Annotated in this window: 18 protein-coding genes; 12 read left to right on the top strand and 6 right to left on the bottom strand. The window is 64.4% G+C overall.

Annotated elements, in window-relative coordinates:
- Positions 1–71 precede the first annotated feature (71 nt).
- Entirely contained in the window at positions 72–734 is a 663-nt protein-coding gene (locus Har1129_RS11575) for a DUF1405 domain-containing protein (protein WP_151100792.1), read from the bottom strand.
- Between the two features lie 133 nt (positions 735–867).
- Between Har1129_RS11575 and Har1129_RS11570 the strand changes: the two genes are divergently transcribed.
- The 7 genes from Har1129_RS11570 to Har1129_RS11540 all read left to right on the top strand — a co-directional run bounded on the left by Har1129_RS11570 (position 868) and on the right by Har1129_RS11540 (position 7,180).
- Positions 868–1,233: a DUF5802 family protein gene (locus Har1129_RS11570; protein ID WP_151100791.1), complete on the top strand. Its 366-nt coding sequence runs from the start codon at positions 868–870 to the stop codon at positions 1,231–1,233.
- A gap of 548 nt (positions 1,234–1,781) precedes the next feature.
- Positions 1,782–2,447, top strand: a complete 666-nt coding sequence (locus Har1129_RS11565; RefSeq protein ID WP_151100790.1) for a helix-turn-helix domain-containing protein — start codon at positions 1,782–1,784, stop codon at positions 2,445–2,447.
- A 70-nt stretch (positions 2,448–2,517) separates the two neighbouring features.
- Positions 2,518–3,411, top strand: a complete 894-nt coding sequence (locus tag Har1129_RS11560; RefSeq protein ID WP_151100789.1) for a Vms1/Ankzf1 family peptidyl-tRNA hydrolase — start codon at positions 2,518–2,520, stop codon at positions 3,409–3,411.
- A gap of 74 nt (positions 3,412–3,485) precedes the next feature.
- Complete coding sequence (locus Har1129_RS11555; RefSeq protein ID WP_151100788.1) at positions 3,486–4,496, top strand: DUF1611 domain-containing protein; 1,011 nt, start codon at positions 3,486–3,488, stop codon at positions 4,494–4,496.
- Entirely contained in the window at positions 4,493–5,542 is a 1,050-nt protein-coding gene (locus Har1129_RS11550) for a dipeptide epimerase (protein ID WP_151100787.1), read from the top strand. Before Har1129_RS11555 ends, Har1129_RS11550 begins: the two co-directional genes overlap by 4 nt.
- 97 nt (positions 5,543–5,639) lie before the next feature.
- Positions 5,640–6,533 carry a GAF domain-containing protein gene (locus tag Har1129_RS11545; protein ID WP_151100786.1) on the top strand — a complete coding sequence of 298 codons (894 nt, stop codon included), beginning with the start codon at positions 5,640–5,642 and terminating at the stop codon, positions 6,531–6,533.
- A complete protein-coding gene (locus Har1129_RS11540; RefSeq protein ID WP_151100785.1) occupies positions 6,530–7,180 on the top strand; it encodes a hypothetical protein in 651 nt (216 codons plus the stop codon). Before Har1129_RS11545 ends, Har1129_RS11540 begins: the two co-directional genes overlap by 4 nt.
- Positions 7,181–7,240: 60 nt before the next feature.
- On the opposite strand, the gene Har1129_RS11535 is transcribed toward Har1129_RS11540, so the two are convergent.
- The 4 genes from Har1129_RS11535 to Har1129_RS11520 all read right to left on the bottom strand — a co-directional run bounded on the left by Har1129_RS11535 (position 7,241) and on the right by Har1129_RS11520 (position 10,820).
- The gene (locus tag Har1129_RS11535) at positions 7,241–7,714 is read right to left on the bottom strand and encodes a peroxiredoxin (RefSeq protein WP_151100784.1); all 474 of its coding nucleotides are present in this window, start codon (positions 7,712–7,714) and stop codon (positions 7,241–7,243) included.
- Between the two features lie 85 nt (positions 7,715–7,799).
- Positions 7,800–9,710, bottom strand: a complete 1,911-nt coding sequence (locus Har1129_RS11530) for a hypothetical protein (RefSeq protein WP_151100783.1) — start codon at positions 9,708–9,710, stop codon at positions 7,800–7,802.
- A 68-nt stretch (positions 9,711–9,778) separates the two neighbouring features.
- Complete coding sequence (locus Har1129_RS11525; protein ID WP_151100782.1) at positions 9,779–10,291, bottom strand: gamma carbonic anhydrase family protein; 513 nt, start codon at positions 10,289–10,291, stop codon at positions 9,779–9,781.
- Positions 10,292–10,388: 97 nt separating this feature from the next.
- Entirely contained in the window at positions 10,389–10,820 is a 432-nt protein-coding gene (locus Har1129_RS11520) for a universal stress protein (protein ID WP_151100781.1), read from the bottom strand.
- A gap of 182 nt (positions 10,821–11,002) precedes the next feature.
- On the opposite strand from Har1129_RS11520, the gene Har1129_RS11515 reads away from it, so the two are divergent.
- From Har1129_RS11515 to Har1129_RS11495, 5 genes are all read left to right on the top strand, one after another.
- Positions 11,003–11,569 (top strand): HTH domain-containing protein, encoded by a 567-nt coding sequence (locus tag Har1129_RS11515; RefSeq protein ID WP_151100780.1) that lies wholly within the window; start codon positions 11,003–11,005, stop codon positions 11,567–11,569.
- Between the two features lie 58 nt (positions 11,570–11,627).
- Complete coding sequence (gene thrS, locus Har1129_RS11510; protein ID WP_151100779.1) at positions 11,628–13,556, top strand: threonine--tRNA ligase; 1,929 nt, start codon at positions 11,628–11,630, stop codon at positions 13,554–13,556.
- Between the two features lie 92 nt (positions 13,557–13,648).
- Positions 13,649–14,689: a hypothetical protein gene (locus Har1129_RS11505; protein ID WP_151100778.1), complete on the top strand. Its 1,041-nt coding sequence runs from the start codon at positions 13,649–13,651 to the stop codon at positions 14,687–14,689.
- Between the two features lie 51 nt (positions 14,690–14,740).
- A complete protein-coding gene (locus tag Har1129_RS11500; RefSeq protein ID WP_151100777.1) occupies positions 14,741–15,643 on the top strand; it encodes a diacylglycerol kinase family protein in 903 nt (300 codons plus the stop codon).
- 63 nt (positions 15,644–15,706) lie between these two features.
- Positions 15,707–17,626 carry an SLC13 family permease gene (locus tag Har1129_RS11495; protein ID WP_151100776.1) on the top strand — a complete coding sequence of 640 codons (1,920 nt, stop codon included), beginning with the start codon at positions 15,707–15,709 and terminating at the stop codon, positions 17,624–17,626.
- A gap of 33 nt (positions 17,627–17,659) precedes the next feature.
- Here Har1129_RS11495 and Har1129_RS11490 read toward each other — a convergent pair whose 3' ends face one another.
- A complete protein-coding gene (locus tag Har1129_RS11490) occupies positions 17,660–18,505 on the bottom strand; it encodes a PspA/IM30 family protein (protein WP_151100775.1) in 846 nt (281 codons plus the stop codon).
- Positions 18,506–18,528 lie beyond the last annotated feature (23 nt).

The following is an 18,528-nucleotide window of genomic DNA, read 5'->3' as shown; positions in this document are numbered from 1 at the left end:
CATCAAAAAGAAACGCCTTCGTTCGCGCCGTTCACGGACACCTGAAACAAGCGCAGATAGTCCAAGAGCGTTTAAGCTGTTCTTTGCCTCGGCGCTTCCATCGGAAGCAGTCGCCAGACGAATACTACCGACAGTACCGAGAGTGCGACGGTGGCAGCCGGTAAGAGGAGTCCCGGGTCGTACCGCAACGGCGGATGATAGCCAAACCCGTAATCGAGCACGTCGTTGCCGAGTGCCAGCACTAGCGCGGTCACGAGCGCGCCCCTCGTCGTCCGGGCATAGTGTGGGACCAATAACCCCTCGGCAACGAAGCCGAGGTGAGTGACGATGATGCCGAAATACGCCCACGGGGCGGGGAAGTAGGCGTCGAAGCCGATGTTTAACGCCACGACGGTCCACAGCCCCATCTTGACCAGCCAGACCAACGCAATCGTGTGGAGGTATGCGAGCGGGACCGTCAGCGGAACTTCGTCGAGCGATTTGCCGAGGAACGGCAGGAGGGTGGCTACCGACAGCGTCATTAAAAATAGCGCGGCCGGCGAGTCGGCGAACAGCGGCCAGAGGAACGTCGACACGTCCGCAAGCTGCTTCTGACCCGGCATCGTCTCGACGTAGAACCGGACGCCAACGAGCATTGCGACAGCATTGACGACCAGCAACCACACGAGACTCGGCGTCTGTTCTAGGTAGTACCGCGCGTACCGACGTGGCAACGGCCCCCGCTGCTCGCTCATAGGTCGACTCGGGGCCGGCCGTGGCAAAGCCCTGTCGGACAGGACCCAGCACCGAATCCGCGCTGTTTGCACGACGGCAAAAGGCTGCCGGCGAACACTTATGTATGTCAATGACACACATTCAGTTGCACCGATGTTTGAACAGTTTTCGCGCGGATACTACCTCGGCCGCCTCTACGTCGAACCGCGAGACGACGCGGCGGCTGCGATGTGTCGCGAGCAGCACGAACGAGTGAACGAACAGTTGTACGCCTCCGGGGACGGGGTCGAGCGCATGGACTATCCGCTTGTAATGAAACTCGGCTCCCAGCACTTTGCCGTCCACGGGGACGAACAGGTCCCGGCAGACACACTCGTTGTTCCTGAAACGATGCTTGAAGACGCCAACATTCGGAACCCACCCAGCCTCGAAGCGGTGTTCCTAGCGAAGGCGGACCACGCCGCACAACTGCTCTCTATCTCTGAGGGGACGCCGACACTCCCCGATACAGCGGTCTGATGGCGTAGCCTCGCCGCTCTGGTGACGTTCACCACCTCCATCGACCGGTGTTTGGAGGAGGCGGGAATGCATGGCATTCTCGAGTTCGGTTATAAGGGGGTTATACGCTTAAGCTACAGACCAATGCGGACCAAGGGCTTCTATTACATTGTATGTCACAGCGGAACCACGCCGACGAGTGGGACAGAGCGACCAAGTCCAAATTCTACCTTCCAGCCGGGGTCACCCCGTCATCCGAAGCCGGCTGGTTCGGGCGTGTCTGGGCCAAGATATTCAACCATCGCGTCTGAGCCACCGAGATCGCTTCGCGGGAACACGCTGAACTGTGGGACAATTTCTGAGGACCCTTCTCAGACTGATCAGTGCGTCTGCGGCGAGGAGAATCGGACAGTAGCTACGTGTTCAGAAACCACGACCAACCGACTCAGTTACGCTACCGCACGGCGACCGTTACCCCCGGTAACGAGAAGCGTAATATCGCTTTTCACCAAGCGTCTCAAACAAGCTCCTGACGTCTTGACACACCAGAACCACTACCCTACAGAACAATGAGCGATATCAAGGCGGTCATCCGGGCCGAGCATCCTGACATAGTGCTCACGGAGACCGTTACCCACGACCGGAGTTCGAAAGTCAGGTCGGTGTCAGAGGCGGGAACAGACCCGACGTCGGGCAAGTTCTTCTATCACATCGAATCGTCTGATTTCCAGCAGTTCGAGGAGGGACTACGGAACGACGGTACCATTGGCGAGTTTGAACGGGTCATCGAAACCCGAGACGATGAGGCCATCTACAGCTTCGAGTATACGGACGAAGCGAAGATCCTCTCGCCTGTAATTTCGGCCGCGAACGGCGTCATCCTTGACATGGAGAACGACGGGAGCGCTTGGATGCTAACCGTGTGGATGCCTGAACGAACGGACTTGGGTTCGCTCTGGGACTACGCACAGCAGCATCAGATCGATATCGATCTACTGCGCGTGAACGAATACGCCAGCTTAGGGGAGACTGACGCTGGGTTGACCGACAGCCAGCGAGAAGCGCTCCTCGTTGCACTCGAAACGGGGTATTTCGAAGAACCACGGAACGCGACCCTCGGCGATGTCGCCGCCGATCTGGATATCTCGCAGCCGGCAGCCGGTGGTCTCCTCCGACGTGGGATCAAGCGACTCATCATCTCGTCGCTGCGGGATGACAGCGAAGTGCCAGACTGACTACCGGCTTTTGGACCCAGTGACGGTTCGGGAAGTCACTTTTAAGCCCGTCCCCGTCCGCCATCCAGTGATGCTTGACCGGTTGCTGGGACGGGCGTCGCTGAAGGAACGGGTGGCCGAACTCGAAGAGGAGAACCACCACCTCGAACGACAGCTCGACGCCGAGACGGAGCGCCGCGCCGACGCAGCGACCGAACGCCAGCGGGCCGAGGCCGAGGTCAACCGGCTGGAGGACCGCGTCGCCGAACTACAAGATCGCGTCGAGCGTCTGCAGGCCGAGGAGGGGGAATCGACGTTCCGGGCCGAGGAGACGCTCAGCCGAGCACGACTGAGTGCAGTGATCGACCGGCTGGAAGCCTTCGAGACGGAGCCGGAGGGCGTGTTCACGGCCTACGTCGACGCGGAGCGCTCCCTGCCCGGCCCGGTCCGGGACGCCTTCGGCGACCGCGCGTCGCTGGTCGCCAGCGCTGCACCGTGTCTCGCGGTGACCGACGACGCCGGCCTCCTGTCGGCGTGTCTGTCCGTCCCTGCGCCGCCGTCGCCGTTCACTGAGTGGAACGAGAGCGTTCGGCTGGAGCGGTCGTGGTTCGAACCGACCGGCGAGCACGTCGTCGCGCTGGTCCGCTCGGACCTGTTCGCGCTGGGCGAGTACAACGGTCGGGAACGGACCGCGTTCCACGGGTTTGATTCGGAGCTCAAGAGCCAACACTCGAAGGGCGGCTTCTCCCAAGGCCGGTTCGAGCGGCTCCGGGACCAGCAGATCGACTCTCATCTCGACCGCTGCCGGGCCGCTATCGAGGCGGTGTCGCCCGATAGGCTGTACGTCGTCGGCGAGGGGTCGGTCATCCACGAGTTCGAGGACCTCGCCACGGCGACGAAGCCGGTCGACGCGACCGGTGAGCCCGACGAGGCGCTCGACGACGCCGTCCGGTCGCTGTGGACCGTTCGACTTCGCGTGCCGTAGCTCGGGCCTGTCCATCGCAGTTCCGTCGGTACCGGTTCCGTAGCTTTTTCGCGGGGCGGTGACTCTCTCCGGCTATGGCCGTAGCCATCTTAACACACGAGGCTTTCCCCGACCGAGCCAAGACCGCAGTCGGGTTGTTGCGGTACGGTGACCGCGAAGTCCGAGCGCTCGTCGACCGCGAACGGGCCGGACAGCGCGTCCACGACGCGCTCCCGGACGTACAGGACGCTCCAATCGTCGCGTCGATGGCCGACGCGCCCGAGGTGGACGCGCTCGTCATCGGCATCTCGCCTATCGGCGGCGAGTTCGACGAGTCTTGGCGCGAAGACGTACGGACAGCACTGGAACGTGGCTGTGACGTGTACGCTGGACTGCACGACTTCCTAGCCGACGACGAAGAGTTCGCCCGTCTCGCCGCGGAACACGACGCTGCACTCCACGACCTCCGTAAGCCGCCCGAAGACCTGACCGTGGCAGCGGGGACTGCCAGCGATGTCGACGCGACGGTCATCACGACTGTCGGCACCGACTGCTCGACGGGGAAGATGACTGCGTCGTTCGAGATTCGTGACGCGGCGCGGGAGCGCGGTCTCGACGCCGCCGTCGTCCCGACCGGGCAGACCGGCATCGCTATCTCCGACCATGGCATCGTCATCGACCGCGTCATCGCCGACTACGCCGCCGGCGCGGTGGAGCGACTGGTCGAAGAAGCGCAGGCGGCGGACCTCCTCGTGGTCGAGGGCCAGGGCGCGCTGGCCCATCCGGCTTATTCGGGCGTGACGACGAGCATCCTCCACGGGTCGGCTCCCGACGCGCTCGTCATGTGTCACGAGGCCGGTCGCGAGGTCATCCACGGCTACGAGTCGTTCGACATTCCGCCGCTCTCCGAGTACGTCGACATCTACGAGCGCCTCGCCGCACCTATCTCTGACGCGTCGGTCGTCGCGGGGATGCTGAACACGCGCCACCTCGGCGACAGCGAGGCCGCGGATGCTGTCTCGGGGTACAGCAACGCGCTGGACGCACCGGCGACTGACCCAGTCCGCCACGGCGTCCCCGACGAGGTACTGGACGCCATCCTATGAACTGGAGTGTCGACCGCTACGACCTGCCGCTGTCGGACCCATTCGGTATCTCGCGGGAGACCAGCGAGACCAGCGAGACTGTCGTCGTGGAACTCACTCACGAGGGAACCACCGGAACCGGCGCTGTCACGCCGTCGGCATACTACGACGAGAGCGCGGCGTCGGTCGCCGAAACGCTACCCTCGCTCTGTGAGGTCGTCGACCGAATCGGCGACCCACACGCCCAGCAGCGCATCGAGCGGGCGCTCGGCGAGCGAGCGCCGGACCAGCCCGCGGCCCGGATGGCGCTCTCTATCGCCGTCCACGACCTCGCGGCTCGGTGCCTTGAACTGCCGCTGTACCGCCAGTGGGGGCTCGATCCCGACGCGGTCCCGCCGACCACCTACACGGTCGGCATCGACTCGCCTGAGCGGATGGCAGAGAAGGCCAGTACTGCGGCCGACAACGGCTTCGACCACCTGAAGGTCAAACTCGGGACCGACGACGACCGGGCGCGACTGGATGCGGTTCGTGAAGCGGCCCCCGACGCCGAGATACGTGTCGACGCCAACGCCGCTTGGACCGCCGCGGCGGCAATCGACAAGGCGGACTGGCTCGCCGACGCTGGCGTGACGATGCTGGAACAGCCGGTCGAGGCCGACGACATCGATGGCCTCCGGCGGGTGACTGAGGCGACCGAGATTCCGGTCGCGGCTGACGAGTCCTGTGTCACAGCCTCGGACGTGCCGCGAGTCGCTGACGCCTGCGACATCGCCAACGCCAAACTCGTCAAGTGCGGCGGGCTCAGGCCCGCAATGCGGCTGCTCAACACCGCTACGGCTCACGGCCTCGATACGATGCTCGGGTGCATGGTCGAGTCCAACGCCAGCATCGCCGCGGCGGTCCACCTCGCGCCGCTCGTCGACTACGTCGACCTCGACGGGGCGCTCCTGCTGGAATCAGACCCCTACACCGGCGTCCCGCTCGATGGTGACGTGTTCGACCTGACCGCGGTGTCGGCCGGCACCGGTACGACGCGAAATCCGGCCTTCGCTGAATCGGTGTGAGCAGTTGCGATGCCCCCTGCTACTCGGAACTGGACTTAGGAATCATCGGTGATAATCCGTGGCGAATCGTTTTGTGTGGTTCTTGTGAGTAATAGTTATGGCACGCTCAGTTCTCTGTGTTGATACTGCTGATCGGATAGACGACGTGGCGACGGCGATTGAGGACGACGAGTCGCTGACGGTGGAGACGGCGACGACGGTCGAGGAAGCGCGGGAGACGCTCGAAGCCGAGCCCATCGTCTGCGTCGTTACGGCGTACGAGCTTCCTGACGGGACCGGCCTCGAAGTCGTCGGTGCGATCCGTGAAACCGCGCCCCAGACGCCCTGTGTCCTGTTCACCGACGTTCCGCCCGCGGAGATTGACACGGCATCGTTCGAGGAAAGCATCGTCGAGTACCTCAACCGCGACCTTCCCGACGCGCACGACCGGCTTGGGTTCGTCGCCAACGACGTGATCGACTACAGCGCTCAGGCGAGTTTCATCCGCCCGGACGACGAGGACGAGCGACTGGAGACGCTCGCGCAGTACGACGTCGACGACCTCCCCATCGAGGAGAGCTTCGAGCGCCTGACCGACCTCATCGCCAGCCACTTCGACGCGGCGGTGTCGTTCATCGGGCTCATCGAGGAAGAGGAGGAGAACTTCCTAGCCTGCCACGGCGGCGATCTGGACACGCTGACCCGCGAGAACACCATCTGCACGCACAGTATGCTCCAAGAGGACGTGATGGTCGTCGAGGACATCATGCAGGACGCCCGCTTCGCCGAGAACGAGCAACTGGAGAACCTCGGCATCCGCTCCTACGCCGGCGCGAACATGACCGCGAGCAACGGACAGGTCATCGGACAGGTGTGCCTGCTCGACCACGAGCCGCGGGGCTACGACGCCGAGGAGCAGGCCGAACTTCAGGACTTCGCCGCCACGGCGATGGAGATACTGGAACTCAGGCAGAGCGTCCGCGACGCCGCCGGCGCGGAGGTCGCGCAATGAGCTCGCTCTCCGGAACCGAGTTCGAGGTGCCCGACGGAATCGGGCCCCTAGAGGGCGGGACGAGCGTTCTGTTGACGGGCGACGATACGGACGCGCTGGAGTCGGTGTTCGCCCGCGTCGTGGCCCCCGCCGACGGTGAGCGGAGTGTCGTCCTCGCGACCGACAGCCGCGGCCGTACGGTTAAACAGTCCCTGAACAGCGCGAAACGCGGTGCCGGGGACCGGTCGTCGATACTCACCGCTGCGGGAAGCCCGAGCGGCGACGACATCAAGACAATCGACGACCTCGCCGACCTCACCGGGATTGGGATGGAGTTCTCGGCGCTCGCCGCCGACTCACAGCAGGACACCGACCGATTCCGGACCGGGATCTTCCTCTGTTCGACGCTTGCCGGCGAACTCGACGACACCCGATCCCTGTACCGCTTTCTCAACTCCACGTTCCTGACCGAAGTCAGGCGGAGCGACGGTATCGGCGTCTGTGCGATCGACACGAGCGCCGATATCGGCGCGAACATGGACAGCACAGTAACTGGACTGAAGACGTCGTTCAAGTCTCACGTCGACGTCGAGACGACCGGCCGCACAGAAGCGACACTCACCATCTCCGACGGTGACGGCGAGACGTCGGTCGACGTTTCGATATAGCAGTCGCGACTGGCTATTCGTATGTCGAAAGAACTGTGAGAACGGGGTAACGCTGCGCGCTTACGCCGACTCGACGGCGTCCAGCAGTGCCTCGTAGTCGGGTTCGTTCGTCGGGTCGTCGGCAACCCAGCTGTAGGTGACCTCGCCGTCGTCGCCGACAACGAACACGGCGCGGTTCGCGACGCCGAGCAGCCCGAGGTCCTCGATATCGATTTCGAGGCCGTAGTCCTGAATCGCCGACCGGCCCATATCGCTGAGCAGGTCGAACTCCAGACCGTGCTCGTCACGGAAGGAGTTCAGCGAGAACGCCGAGTCAGCGCTGACACCGAGCACCGTCGCGCCGGCGTCGTGGAAGTCCCCGAGGTGTTCCTGCAGGGCCACCATCTCGTTAGAGCACGGCGGCGTGAACGCGCCCGGGAAGAAGGCGAGCACGACCGGCCCGTCGCCCAGATGGTCGCTCAGTTCGAAGGCCTCTACCTCACCGTTCGCGATTGTCGCCGAGATGTCCGGCGCTGTGTCGCCTGTGGATACCATCACCGGAATATAACGGCGTCACTCGAATAAACACCCGTCATCCGGCAGGGCAACCCCGGTTCCACTCCACGGTGGGACTGGCGGTTTACAGCCACTCGACGAAGGAGTGGTGTTCGCGGCTCGCCTCGATGTAGTCCCGCTGCATCGACTGGATGGCCGTCGAAAGGTCGTCGCTGTCGCCGAGATACTCGCGGACGCGGGCAATCTTCCAGTCACTCGGGGTCAGTCCGGCGTCGTATCTGTCTTCAATCGGCTCGAGATACTCGTCGATACGAGCCTCCGGCACATCCTGCTCGGCCAGCCCCAGACGGGCGTACTGGAAAATCTCGTCGTAGATTTCATCGTGGTCGGCCGTCCGCTCGCCCTGCGCTGTCACCCACGAGAGGTCGGCGTCCGAGCCGTCCGCTGCGGCGTTGTAGAAGCTCCGTCGAGCCTCCTGCCAAGGCAGTTCCGCGACAGGGTGGTCGGCGACGACCAGCCCGCGGATAAGGCCGACTGTCAGCGCCTGCAGCCCGATCATGTCCGTGACGTGGGGCTGGGTCGGGAGCGGGCGGTACTCGATGCGCAGCGACTTTTCAGTGCTTGCGCCGTCGACGGGTGCGCCGCCGACGACACAGCGGAGCCATCGCCAGTACGTCCCGCGCTTGTGGTCGAACTCCCAGAACTCGTCTTCGAACGCTGCCCGGTCGTCGTCGTGCAGAAACTCCCGGAGGAACGGGGCGAACAGGTCGTCGCTAGCGACGCGGCCGACCACGTCCGTCGTGCTGTCGAGGTCCCGGGGGACCCGAACTTTCGGATTTTCGCTTGTGTTGACCGACTGCTCGAAGGCCGCGATTCGGAGTTCGTGGTGCGTGTTGGCACAGAGCCACTCGCCGTCGGTGTCGTCGTACATGTCCGCCGGCAGGAACGGCGAGTTCACCGACAGCGCGAGCAGCGGGCCAAGCGTCCGTATCGCGGCGTTGTAGTACTCGGGGAACGCCTCGGCGTCGGGAATCTGGAGGTGGGGCTGAATCGAGGTGGCCAGCGACTCGAACAGGATCGTCGGAAACGGCCCGCTGTAGCCCGGCACGTCGAAGTCGATGTCGCCGCCGGCGCGGTCCAGCGCCTCGTTGTCCAGCGCCACGTATCTGGGGGCCTGTCGCATGTTGTCCGCGAGGACGACCCCGTCGCGGGTCTCGTGTGCCGAGAGGTACTGCTCGCTACCCTCCTCGGGGGGGATGGTCCACATCGCGTCCAGCACGAGTTCGCAGTTGTGCTTGCTCGCCTGCTGGCGGGCCTGTTTCGTCTGCATCTCCACCGCCGTCGTCTGGACTTCCATCCCGGTCTGGTCGAAGCTGTTCGGTTCGGTGTTGACTTCGGCGTTGTGCAGGCCCAGCTCCTTGTTGGCCTCGCCCTCGAACACCGCGTCGGGCAGGCGGGTCAGTCGCCCGTCCCAGTCCTCGGGGTCCATGTACGGCTCGTCGTCTGCTTCCTCCTCGACTGACGACTCGACGGCCGGTTCGGCCTCGTCTTCGGGCGTCTCGGGTTCGTCCTCGGCCAGCGGGCTGTCCGGATCGATGTCGAGCGACGGCCCTTCTCCGGGGCCGAACGAATCCGCGGGTTCGTCGGCGGCTTCCAGCGGGTCGCCATCGTCCGGTTCTAGCGACGCGTCGTTTCCACCGCTGGGTTCGAGCGACGCCCCACCACCGCCCTCCGGTTCAGCCGGCGCTTCGAGCGACCCGCTCCAAGCCCCGTCCCCCGAGCTACTCAGGTCGTCGTCGAGGTTCTCTTCGGCGACTGCCTCGCTGTCTTCCTCCTCGTCCGGTTCGGGCGGGTCCGGTTCAGCGTTGATGGCGTACAGCTCGACTTCTAGGCCGACGGAGAACGCTTCGTTGTCGAACTCCCCGGCCTCGATGGCTCTCCGGAGCTGCATCGCCTGTTCGTCGACCCGCTCGGTGAACTCAGCGGCAGTCTCGTCAGCGAGCGACCGGGTCACCAGGTCGACGATATCGTCCATGCTCGGTACTGTGTGGGTTCTTCCACTATAAGTGACCCGTCGTTCGTTCGCAGATCTGATACTGTGCGTTACTCGAACAGGTCCTCGTGGCGGGCTGCGAGATTGGCGTAATCGCCGGAGCTGAACGCCTCGAACACCTCGTTGGGATCAATAGTCGTCTCGGATAGTGGCGTCACCGTGGCCGGGCTTCCGCGGACGAACGACTCCGCAGGCACCTCGTAGCCCGGCGGAACGACTGTTCCCATCGCGACGATGGAGCCCTCGCCGATGGTGGCGTCGCTGACCGTCGAGTTGAAGCCAACGAGCGCCCCGTCGCGCACATGGGCGTCGTTGAGGACGGCCCCGTGGCCGACCATCACTTTCTCGCCGACCGTCGAGGCGTGGACGATCGCCCCGTCGCCGATTGCCGATTCACGGCCCACTTCGACGGGTGCCACGTCACCGCGCAGCACGACGCCGGGCCAGACGTTCGCGTTCGGGCCGACGGTGACATCGCCCACAAGCGTCGCCTCGCGGCTGACGTGGGCGTATCCGTTGATGTCCGGCGTGGCTCCTTCGAAGGCGTACTCTCGGCTGTCCATACTGCTCCATCGTGTCGGCGGCTCGAAAAGATACCGGTCAGAACGGGGGGTTACTGGAGGTCTGCTCGCTGTCGAGCGGCTGCCAGCCCCACCTGAGCTATTCGATGTGGACTACGAGGACAGGGACGGGCGCGCTCTGGACGACCCGCTCGGTGACGCTCCCGAGATTTGCGACCCGATCCCGTCCGGTGCGGCCGTGGGTTCCCATCACGATGAGGTCGATGTCTTCCTGTTCGGCGTAGTCAGTGATCGTTTTGTGGGGGATGCCCTCTTCCATGTTCGTGACGACTTCGACACCGGCCTCCTCGCCGCCGACGGCGATGTCATCGAGCGCGACCTCACCCTCTTCCTCCAGCGACTGGCGCACTTCGTCCTGATTGGACTTGTCGGCCGCGACGTACAGCCGTTTGTCCACGACGTACAGGCCGTGGAGGGTCGCGTCGTTGTCGCGCGCGATGGAGGTGGCGTGTGCGAGCGTCTCCGTCGTTCCCGAACTGCCGTCCGTAGCTACGAGCACCGAATCGTACATATGCGGCTTCTCATGCGAACTGTGCCCACATAGTACTCCCTATCACGCTAACACGGTCCGTGACTGTCCAACCGATGGCGAAACCGTATGATTCAGCTTCCGTCGTTCAGTGTATAATCGCTCTAACCATTAATTGTCAACAGGAATACTTTTGCCGGTCGCTACCCATTCATTCCTATACGATGCAGGGGAGCACGCAGCCAGACGACACACGGGCAGAACTGTACGTTCGTTCACTCCTGCCCGACGGGCACACGCAGCAACAGGCTGCGGTCATCGACCGGCTTCAGGGGCTGTCGGACACCGACGTTCTGTCAGATGTCACTGTTCAGGTCATCGGTCGGCAGATACCGTCTACGCCAGCGGAGGCACGGACCGAACTCGGGCTCTTCGCGCTCAACCGAGTCAGCGTCTTTCAGGAGTGGGCGAAACGCAACAACTGTTCACTCGAACCCGCGTTTCAGGTCCGGTCAGTTGACTCTGAGATGTCGGGGGAGCAGTACCGGGCGCTCGTGTTCCCGGTCCAACTATTAGCCGAGTACGACGGGTCGGAGCTCAGGTGCGTGACTCCGCACACGGCCGACGGAGAGACGGTCACCGTCATGGACCGGCTTACCATGCTTGAAGGAGAGGAAGAACTGACGCTCTCATCGCTGGAACGGGCAAGCGCAGCACGGCCGCCAGCCCAGTCTGACCCGCCAGCGGTCGACACTTTCGACGAGGACTCGGACCCGCTGTTGCCAGAGTAACGCCAGCGCCGCCCGCGTCTCAATACACTTATCCCCGGCCGCCGTCGTATCCTCGGATATGAGTACGGTCACGGTCACGCTGCCCGACGGGACCCCCCTAGAGGTCGAGCGTGGCAGCACGGTCGAGGATGTCGCCTACGAAATCGGGCCAGGGCTAGGTGATGACACGGTCGCCGGTGTCGTCGACGGCGAACTTGTCGACAAGCACACGCCGCTGACAGCCGACGTTGAGCTCGAAATCGTCACCGAGAGCAGTGACGAGTATCTCGACGTGCTTCGGCACTCCGCCGCCCACGTCTTCGCACAGGCCCTGCAGCGGCTCTACTCCGACGCGAAGCTCACAATCGGGCCGTGGACCGATAACGGGTTCTACTACGACATCACCGGCGTCGATCTAGACGAGGACGACCTCGAAGCCATCGAGGCCGAAGCCGAGGAGATAATCGAGGAGGACCTCGACATCGAACGCGAACTCGTCGACCGCGATGAGGCCTCCGAGCGCTACGAGGACAACCCGTTCAAGCAGGATATCCTCGAAACTGAGGCCGCAGACGACGAGCAGGTCTCCTTCTACAGCCAAGGCGAGTTCGAAGACCTCTGTCAGGGCCCCCACGTCGAATCGACCGGCGAAATCGGCGGCTTCGCCCTGCTCGAAATCTCCGCGGCCTTCTGGCGCGGCGAGGAGGACAACGAGACGCTGACCCGCGTGTACGGAACCGCTTTCCCGACGCAGGACGCGCTCGATGAGTTCCTCGAACAGCGCCGCAAGGCCGAGGAGCGCGACCACCGCAAGATCGGTCAGGAGATGGACCTGTTCTCCATCGACGAGACGACGGGGCCGGGCCTGCCGCTGTACGAACCCAACGGCAAGAAGATCCTCAACGAACTCTCGGACTACGTCGCCGGGCTCAACCGCGACGCCGGCTACGACGAGGTCGAGACGCCTCACGTCTTCCGTACCGAACTGTGGAAGAAGTCGGGCCACTACGAGAACTACGTCGACGACATGTTCCTGCTCGACGTCAACGACGAGGAGTACGGCCTGAAGCCGATGAACTGCCCGGGTCACGCCACCATCTTCGAGCAGAACTCTTGGAGCTACCGGGACCTGCCGGTGCGGTACTTCGAGGACGGGAAGGTCTACCGCAAGGAACAGCGCGGCGAACTCTCCGGGCTCTCCCGAACGTGGGCCTTCACCATCGACGACGGCCACCTGTTCGTCCGCCCGGACCAGATCGAGGAGGAAGTGCTGGCGACGGTCGACATCATCCTCGACACGCTGGATACGTTCAACCTCGACTACACCGTCCAGTTCGCTACCCGACCCGAGAAATCCGTCGGCGGCGACGAAATCTGGGAGAAAGCCGAGTCCCAACTGGAGGCTGTCCTCGAAGAACAGGACATCGACTACGTCGTCGAAGCAGGCGATGGGGCCTTCTACGGCCCGAAGATCGACTTCGCCTTCGAGGACGCGCTCGGCCGCCACTGGGACGGCCCCACCGTCCAGCTGGATTTCAACATGCCCGAGCGGTTCGATCTCTCCTACACCGGCGAAGACAACGAGGAACACCGCCCGGTGATGATCCACCGCGCGCTGTATGGCTCCTACGAGCGCTTTTTCATGGTGCTGACCGAGCACTACAACGGGAAGTTCCCGCCGTGGCTCGCGCCCGAGCAGATTCGCCTGCTCCCGGTCAGCGACGACAACATCGAGTACTGCGAGGAGATTCAGGACGAACTCGACGACTTCCGGGTCACCATCGAGGACCGCTCTTGGACCGTCGGCAAGAAGATCCAGCAGGCCCATGACGACCGAGTACCCTACATGTGCGTCATCGGGGACAACGAGGAGGAAGCCGGGACCATCTCGGTCCGGGACCGCAAGGAACGAGAAGAGAAGGACATCGACATCGCCGAGTTCCGCGACCACCTCGAAACCGAAATCGAGCAGCAGCGAACTGCCGTGACGTTCCTCGCCGGCCGGTAGTCGCTGCTCACGACTGATTCTCGCTGACCATCCATCGACTCTCAGCGCGTCCCGGGCGCGCCCTTTTATCCCCGGCGGGCGAGCCGACCTGTATGACCGCCGACAGCGGGGAGTCGAGCGACACCATGCGGGAGCGCGCCGCCGGTGACACTCGACTCCTCTGGTTTCTCCTCGATGCGAACCGCTGGCTCGTCACCGGCCTGCTCTCTGCCGTCCTGTTCTGTGGAATTCTGGCGGTCGGGCTCTTACACCCCACACCGGCCCTGACGCTGCTGACTCGCGGCGACCCCGTTGAAACGCTGTTTCAGGCGCTGATCACGGGGACGATAACCGCCGTTACCTTGGTCCTGACACTGAACCAGCTCGTCCTGTCACAGGAACTCGGTGCTGTCGGTGATCAGCGCGAGCGGATGGACGGGTCGATGCAGTTCCGCGCCGACGTTGCTAAGGCCGTCGACACGCCAGTCAGTCCGGCAGAGCCCTCGGCGTTTCTCCGGTCGCTGGTCCGCGGGACTGCCGAACAGGCTGAGACGATTCAAGACACCGTCGACGCGACTACGCTTGATGATGACCTGACGGCGCTGCTGTCGACCTATCTGGACGACGTTCGGAGCAACGCCGACGGGGTCACTGGCCAGCTCGAAGGCGGGACCTTCGGCGAGTTCGATGTCCTCAAGGCCGCGTTGAACTACAACTACTCTTGGAAGCTGTACATCGGTCGGCGCATCCGCGAGGCCTACGCCGACGAACTCACTGATGACATCGACGACTCGCTTGCGGACCTCGTCGAGACGCTCGAACTGTTCGGCCCAGCCCGAGAACACTTCAAAACGCTGTACTTCCAATGGGAACTGTCGGCCCTCTCTCGAACGCTGCTGTACGTCGCTATCCCGGCACTTACCGTCGCAATCACCTCGTTGCTGTTCCTCGATGTGCAGGGTTTCGTCGGCGTCACGGCCGGTGTCCCCGACGTGTTGTGGCTCCTCGCAGTGACGACGACAGCATCGCTGCTGCCATTTACAGTCCTGATCTCGTACGTCCTTCGCATCGTCACAATAACCAAACGAACGCTCGCCATCGGCCCGTTCATCCTCCGCGAGACGGACCGGAGCGTCGACGTCGACTGGGAGTGATGCCGTGCCACATCACCACGGTATAAGTGCCGGTCTGAATTCGATAGTACCATGCAGATTGGTTCGCGTCGGTGCATCCTCAACCCCGCCAGCGGCAACGGCGAGCACGCCGACTACGTCCCGCGGCTGATGGAGGCCCGTGGGTTCGAGGTGTCCGAAACCGAGACGGCGGGCGATGCGGTCGAACTCGGCCGCGAGGCCGGTCGGGCCGAGGCCTCTGAGGTCGCCGTCTGTGGCGGTGACGGGACGATAAACGAGGTGGCCCGCGGCCTCGATGCTGCCGGCCACCTCGATTCAGTGACACTGAGCGTCATCCCGGCCGGGACCGCGAACCTCCTCGCGGGGACCATCGGCGTCGGTGACATCGAACACGGCATCGAAATCGCCGACACCGGGGAGAAGCGGACCGTGGATGTCGGAATGGCCGGCGACGAACCGTTCCTCGTCTCTTGTATCGCCGGGCTCCCCGCCGACGCCAGCGTCTCGACCTCCGGCGAACTCAAAGAGCGGTTCGGGACACTTGCGTTTCTGCTTACCGGGGCACAGGAGGCGCTCCGCTTCGACGGGCTCGACATCACCATCGAGGCCGTCGGCGAGGACGGCCCGTTCACGTGGTCGGGTGAGGCCGCCTGTCTACTGGTGGGCAACGCCCGAAAGTTCGTCGCCGAAGGCGGACAGGCAAACATGGAGGACGGCCTGCTGGACGTGGCCATCGTCGAACAGATGCCAACGGGGAACCTCGTCGCGGAGGCCATCGGCCAGCGACTGCTGGCGCTGGACACCGACGGGGTGACTCACGTCCGGGCCGATGAGATCACTGTCGACGGCCACGGCGAGCCCATCACGTTCAGCCGCGATGGCGAACTCAGCACGCACGAAACGCTGCCGCTGTCAGTGCGTGAGACAGCGCTGACGCTCCGGGTCGGTCCGGGATACGAGCCGACGCCGGAGTGAACGCATCGACCGCTGACCGGCGATTCCCGGACGTTTTTATCGCCGTCCGCCGAGAGACGTGGTATGCCCCCGCTCTCGACGGGCGCGCTCGTGGTGTTCGCGCTCGTCGCCGCCGCCCTGACGCTGTTCGTCACCGAGTGGCTGCCGCCGGACATAACGGCCGTCGCAGTCCTCGTCGCACTGGTCGTTCTCGAACCGTACACCGGCGTCCCGGCCCGGACGGCCATCGAGGGGTTCGCCAGCCCGGCGGTCGTCACAATTGTCGCGATGTACATCCTCAGCGCCGGCGTCGAGTCCGCGGGCGTCGTCGACTGGCTGGCCGGGAAGTTGGCGGCGCTGACGGGTGGGGACGAACGGCGCTTGCTGACCGCCATCGTCGGCACGACGGGCGTCAGCGCGGGGTTCGTCAACAACACGCCGGTAGTCGCCGTCTTCATCCCGCTCGTCACCGGGCTCTCGGACCGGTACGGCATCTCCCCGTCGAACCTGCTGTTGCCGCTCTCCTTCGCCGCGATGCTCGGCGGGACGCTCACGCTGGTCGGGACGTCAACGAACTTACTCGCCAGCGACCTCTCGGCGCAGTTGCTCGACCGTTCGTTCTCGATGTTCACGCTGACGCCCGTCGGAATCGTCATCCTCGTCGTCGGTGTGGCCTACCTGCTGACCGTTGGCCGGGCACTCGTCCCCGAACGGATTCACCCCGCGGCCGACTTCACGGAGGAGTTCGACATGGACCGACATCTGGCGCAGTTACGAGTCCGCGAGGCGTCGCCGCTGATCGGATTGACGGTTCAGGAGGCGCTCGAAGGCGGCGTCGCTGACGACGTGGCCGAGGCGGTCGGCGCGGGGGAGTCACTGCCGACCGACGCGACCGTCGAACAGGTCCTCGCCGCGAGCGACCCGCTCGATATCGACGTGCTCCAGATCGACCGCAACGGCGAATCGTTCTTCGCTACGGCCACCGACCGGCCGCTTGAACCCGGGGACGTGCTGACGGTCCGCGGCAACCGTCAGGCGGTCAATCAGTTCGCGCAGACGTTCGACCTGCGGAACCTCGCTCGCGAGTCCGTCACGGCGGACCTCTTAGCAGCGGGTGACCATCCGGGTGTCCTCGCCGAGGCTGTCATCGACGGGGAGTCGCGGCTCCGCGGGCGAACCCTTGCCGACGTGCAACTGCGCAGCCGGTTCGACGTGACAGTCCTCGCTGTTCGTCGGGGTGACGAAATCATCCACGACAACCTCGAAGCGGTCGAACTCTCCCGCGGCGACCTGCTCTTGCTCCAGACGCCCGTCGACGAGGTGGGTCACCTCCAAGACGAGGGCTACTTGGTCCTGACTGAAGGGCCGCCGGAACTGTTCGACGCGCTCGACGGCGGGACGACGGCGTCGCTCGACGCCTCGGCGGCGGTCCCGCTCGCGACCCTGCTCGCCGTCATCGCGCTCGCGGCGCTGGACCTGCTCCCCATCTACATCGCCGCGCTGGGCGGCGTCGTCGCCACAGTCGCGACCGGCACGCTGAGCGCGTCGAAGGCCTACGACGCGGTGAGCTGGAACGTCGTGTTCCTGCTCGCCGGCCTGCTCCCGCTGGGGCAGGCGATGCAGGCCACTGGCGGGGCCGCGTTCGTCGGCGCGCTCCTCGTCGACGCCGCCGGCGTCCTCCCGCCGCTCGCGCTGCTGGCGCTGGTGTATCTCCTGACGGCCGTCCTCGCCAGCGTCATCACCCCGGCCGCGACCGTCGTGTTGATGATTCCGATTGCCGTCGCCACCGCCGCCGAAATCGGCGTCGCCGGGTTCCCGTTCCTCGCGGTCGTGACCTTTGCGGTCGCGACGGCGTTCCTGACGCCCATCGGCTACCAGACGAACCTGATGGTGTACGGCCCCGGCGGCTACCGCTTCACCGACTTCGCGCGCGTCGGCGCGCCGCTCCAGTTGCTTCTGTGCGTGGTCACGACGCTCTCGGTATCGGTCGTCTGGCCGCTGTGAAAACGCCGGTATCGGCGCTGCGTGTCGTCGTCGCTACTGCTCGTCCTCTTTCAGTTCGTCCAACTCGGCCTCGACCTCGCTCTCGTCCACGTCGACCTGCGTGGACTCGTCGGCGAGTTCCTGTTCGAGTTCGGACTCCGAGGCGCTCTCGGAGTCGGTCGATTCGCCGTCGCCGTCCTCGGCTTTCCCCATCTCGGCTTTCAGCGTGTCGAGTTCGGCGTCGACAGACCCCTTCTGTTGGACTTCTTCGAGCTCGCGCTCCAGCGTACTCTTGTCTGAGAGCTGGTCTTCGAGCACCCCGTCCTCGCGGAGTTCGTCCATCGCCTGCGAGCGGGCTTCCATGTCCTCGGTGCGTTCCTCCGCGCGCTCGATGGCCTGATTGATGTCCTGCATCTCGTCGCCCGCGCCGGTCATTGCCTCGTTGACACGTGCCGAGGCCTTGGCGGCCTCGTGGCGGGCCTTCATCGTCTCCTTCTTGGTCCGGAACTGCTCGATCTGTTTCTGGAGTTCGTCTTTCTGCTCGACGAGCTGGTCTTGCTGGGCCTGCAGGTCCTGTATCTGGCCTTCCAGCTCCTCGATCTGGCTCATTTTCTGCTTCTTTTTTTCCAGAGCTTGGCGTGCGAGGTCCTCCCGGTCCTGCTCGACGGCCTGACGGGCCTGTTCGTTGTGCTTCTCGACGTTCTCTTCGAGGCGGCGCTTCTGTATCTCCAGTCGCTTCTTCTGGGTCGTCAGGTCCGCGATGCCCTGCTTGACGTCCTGCAGTTCGTCACGGAGCTGCTCGTAGCTGTAGTCGAGGGTCTCTGTCGGGTCCTCCGCTCGGTTCAGGACGGCGTTGAGCTTGGAGCGGATGACGTACGACGCGCGCGAGAGGATTCCCATACATGCGCATTGGTCTCTCCAAC

The organism is Haloarcula sp. CBA1129 (assembly GCF_008729015.1).
Taxonomy (GTDB): Archaea; Halobacteriota; Halobacteria; order Halobacteriales; family Haloarculaceae; genus Haloarcula.
The sequence above is the reverse complement of the archived record's forward strand: the minus strand, read 5'-3'. Positions and strand labels throughout refer to the sequence as shown.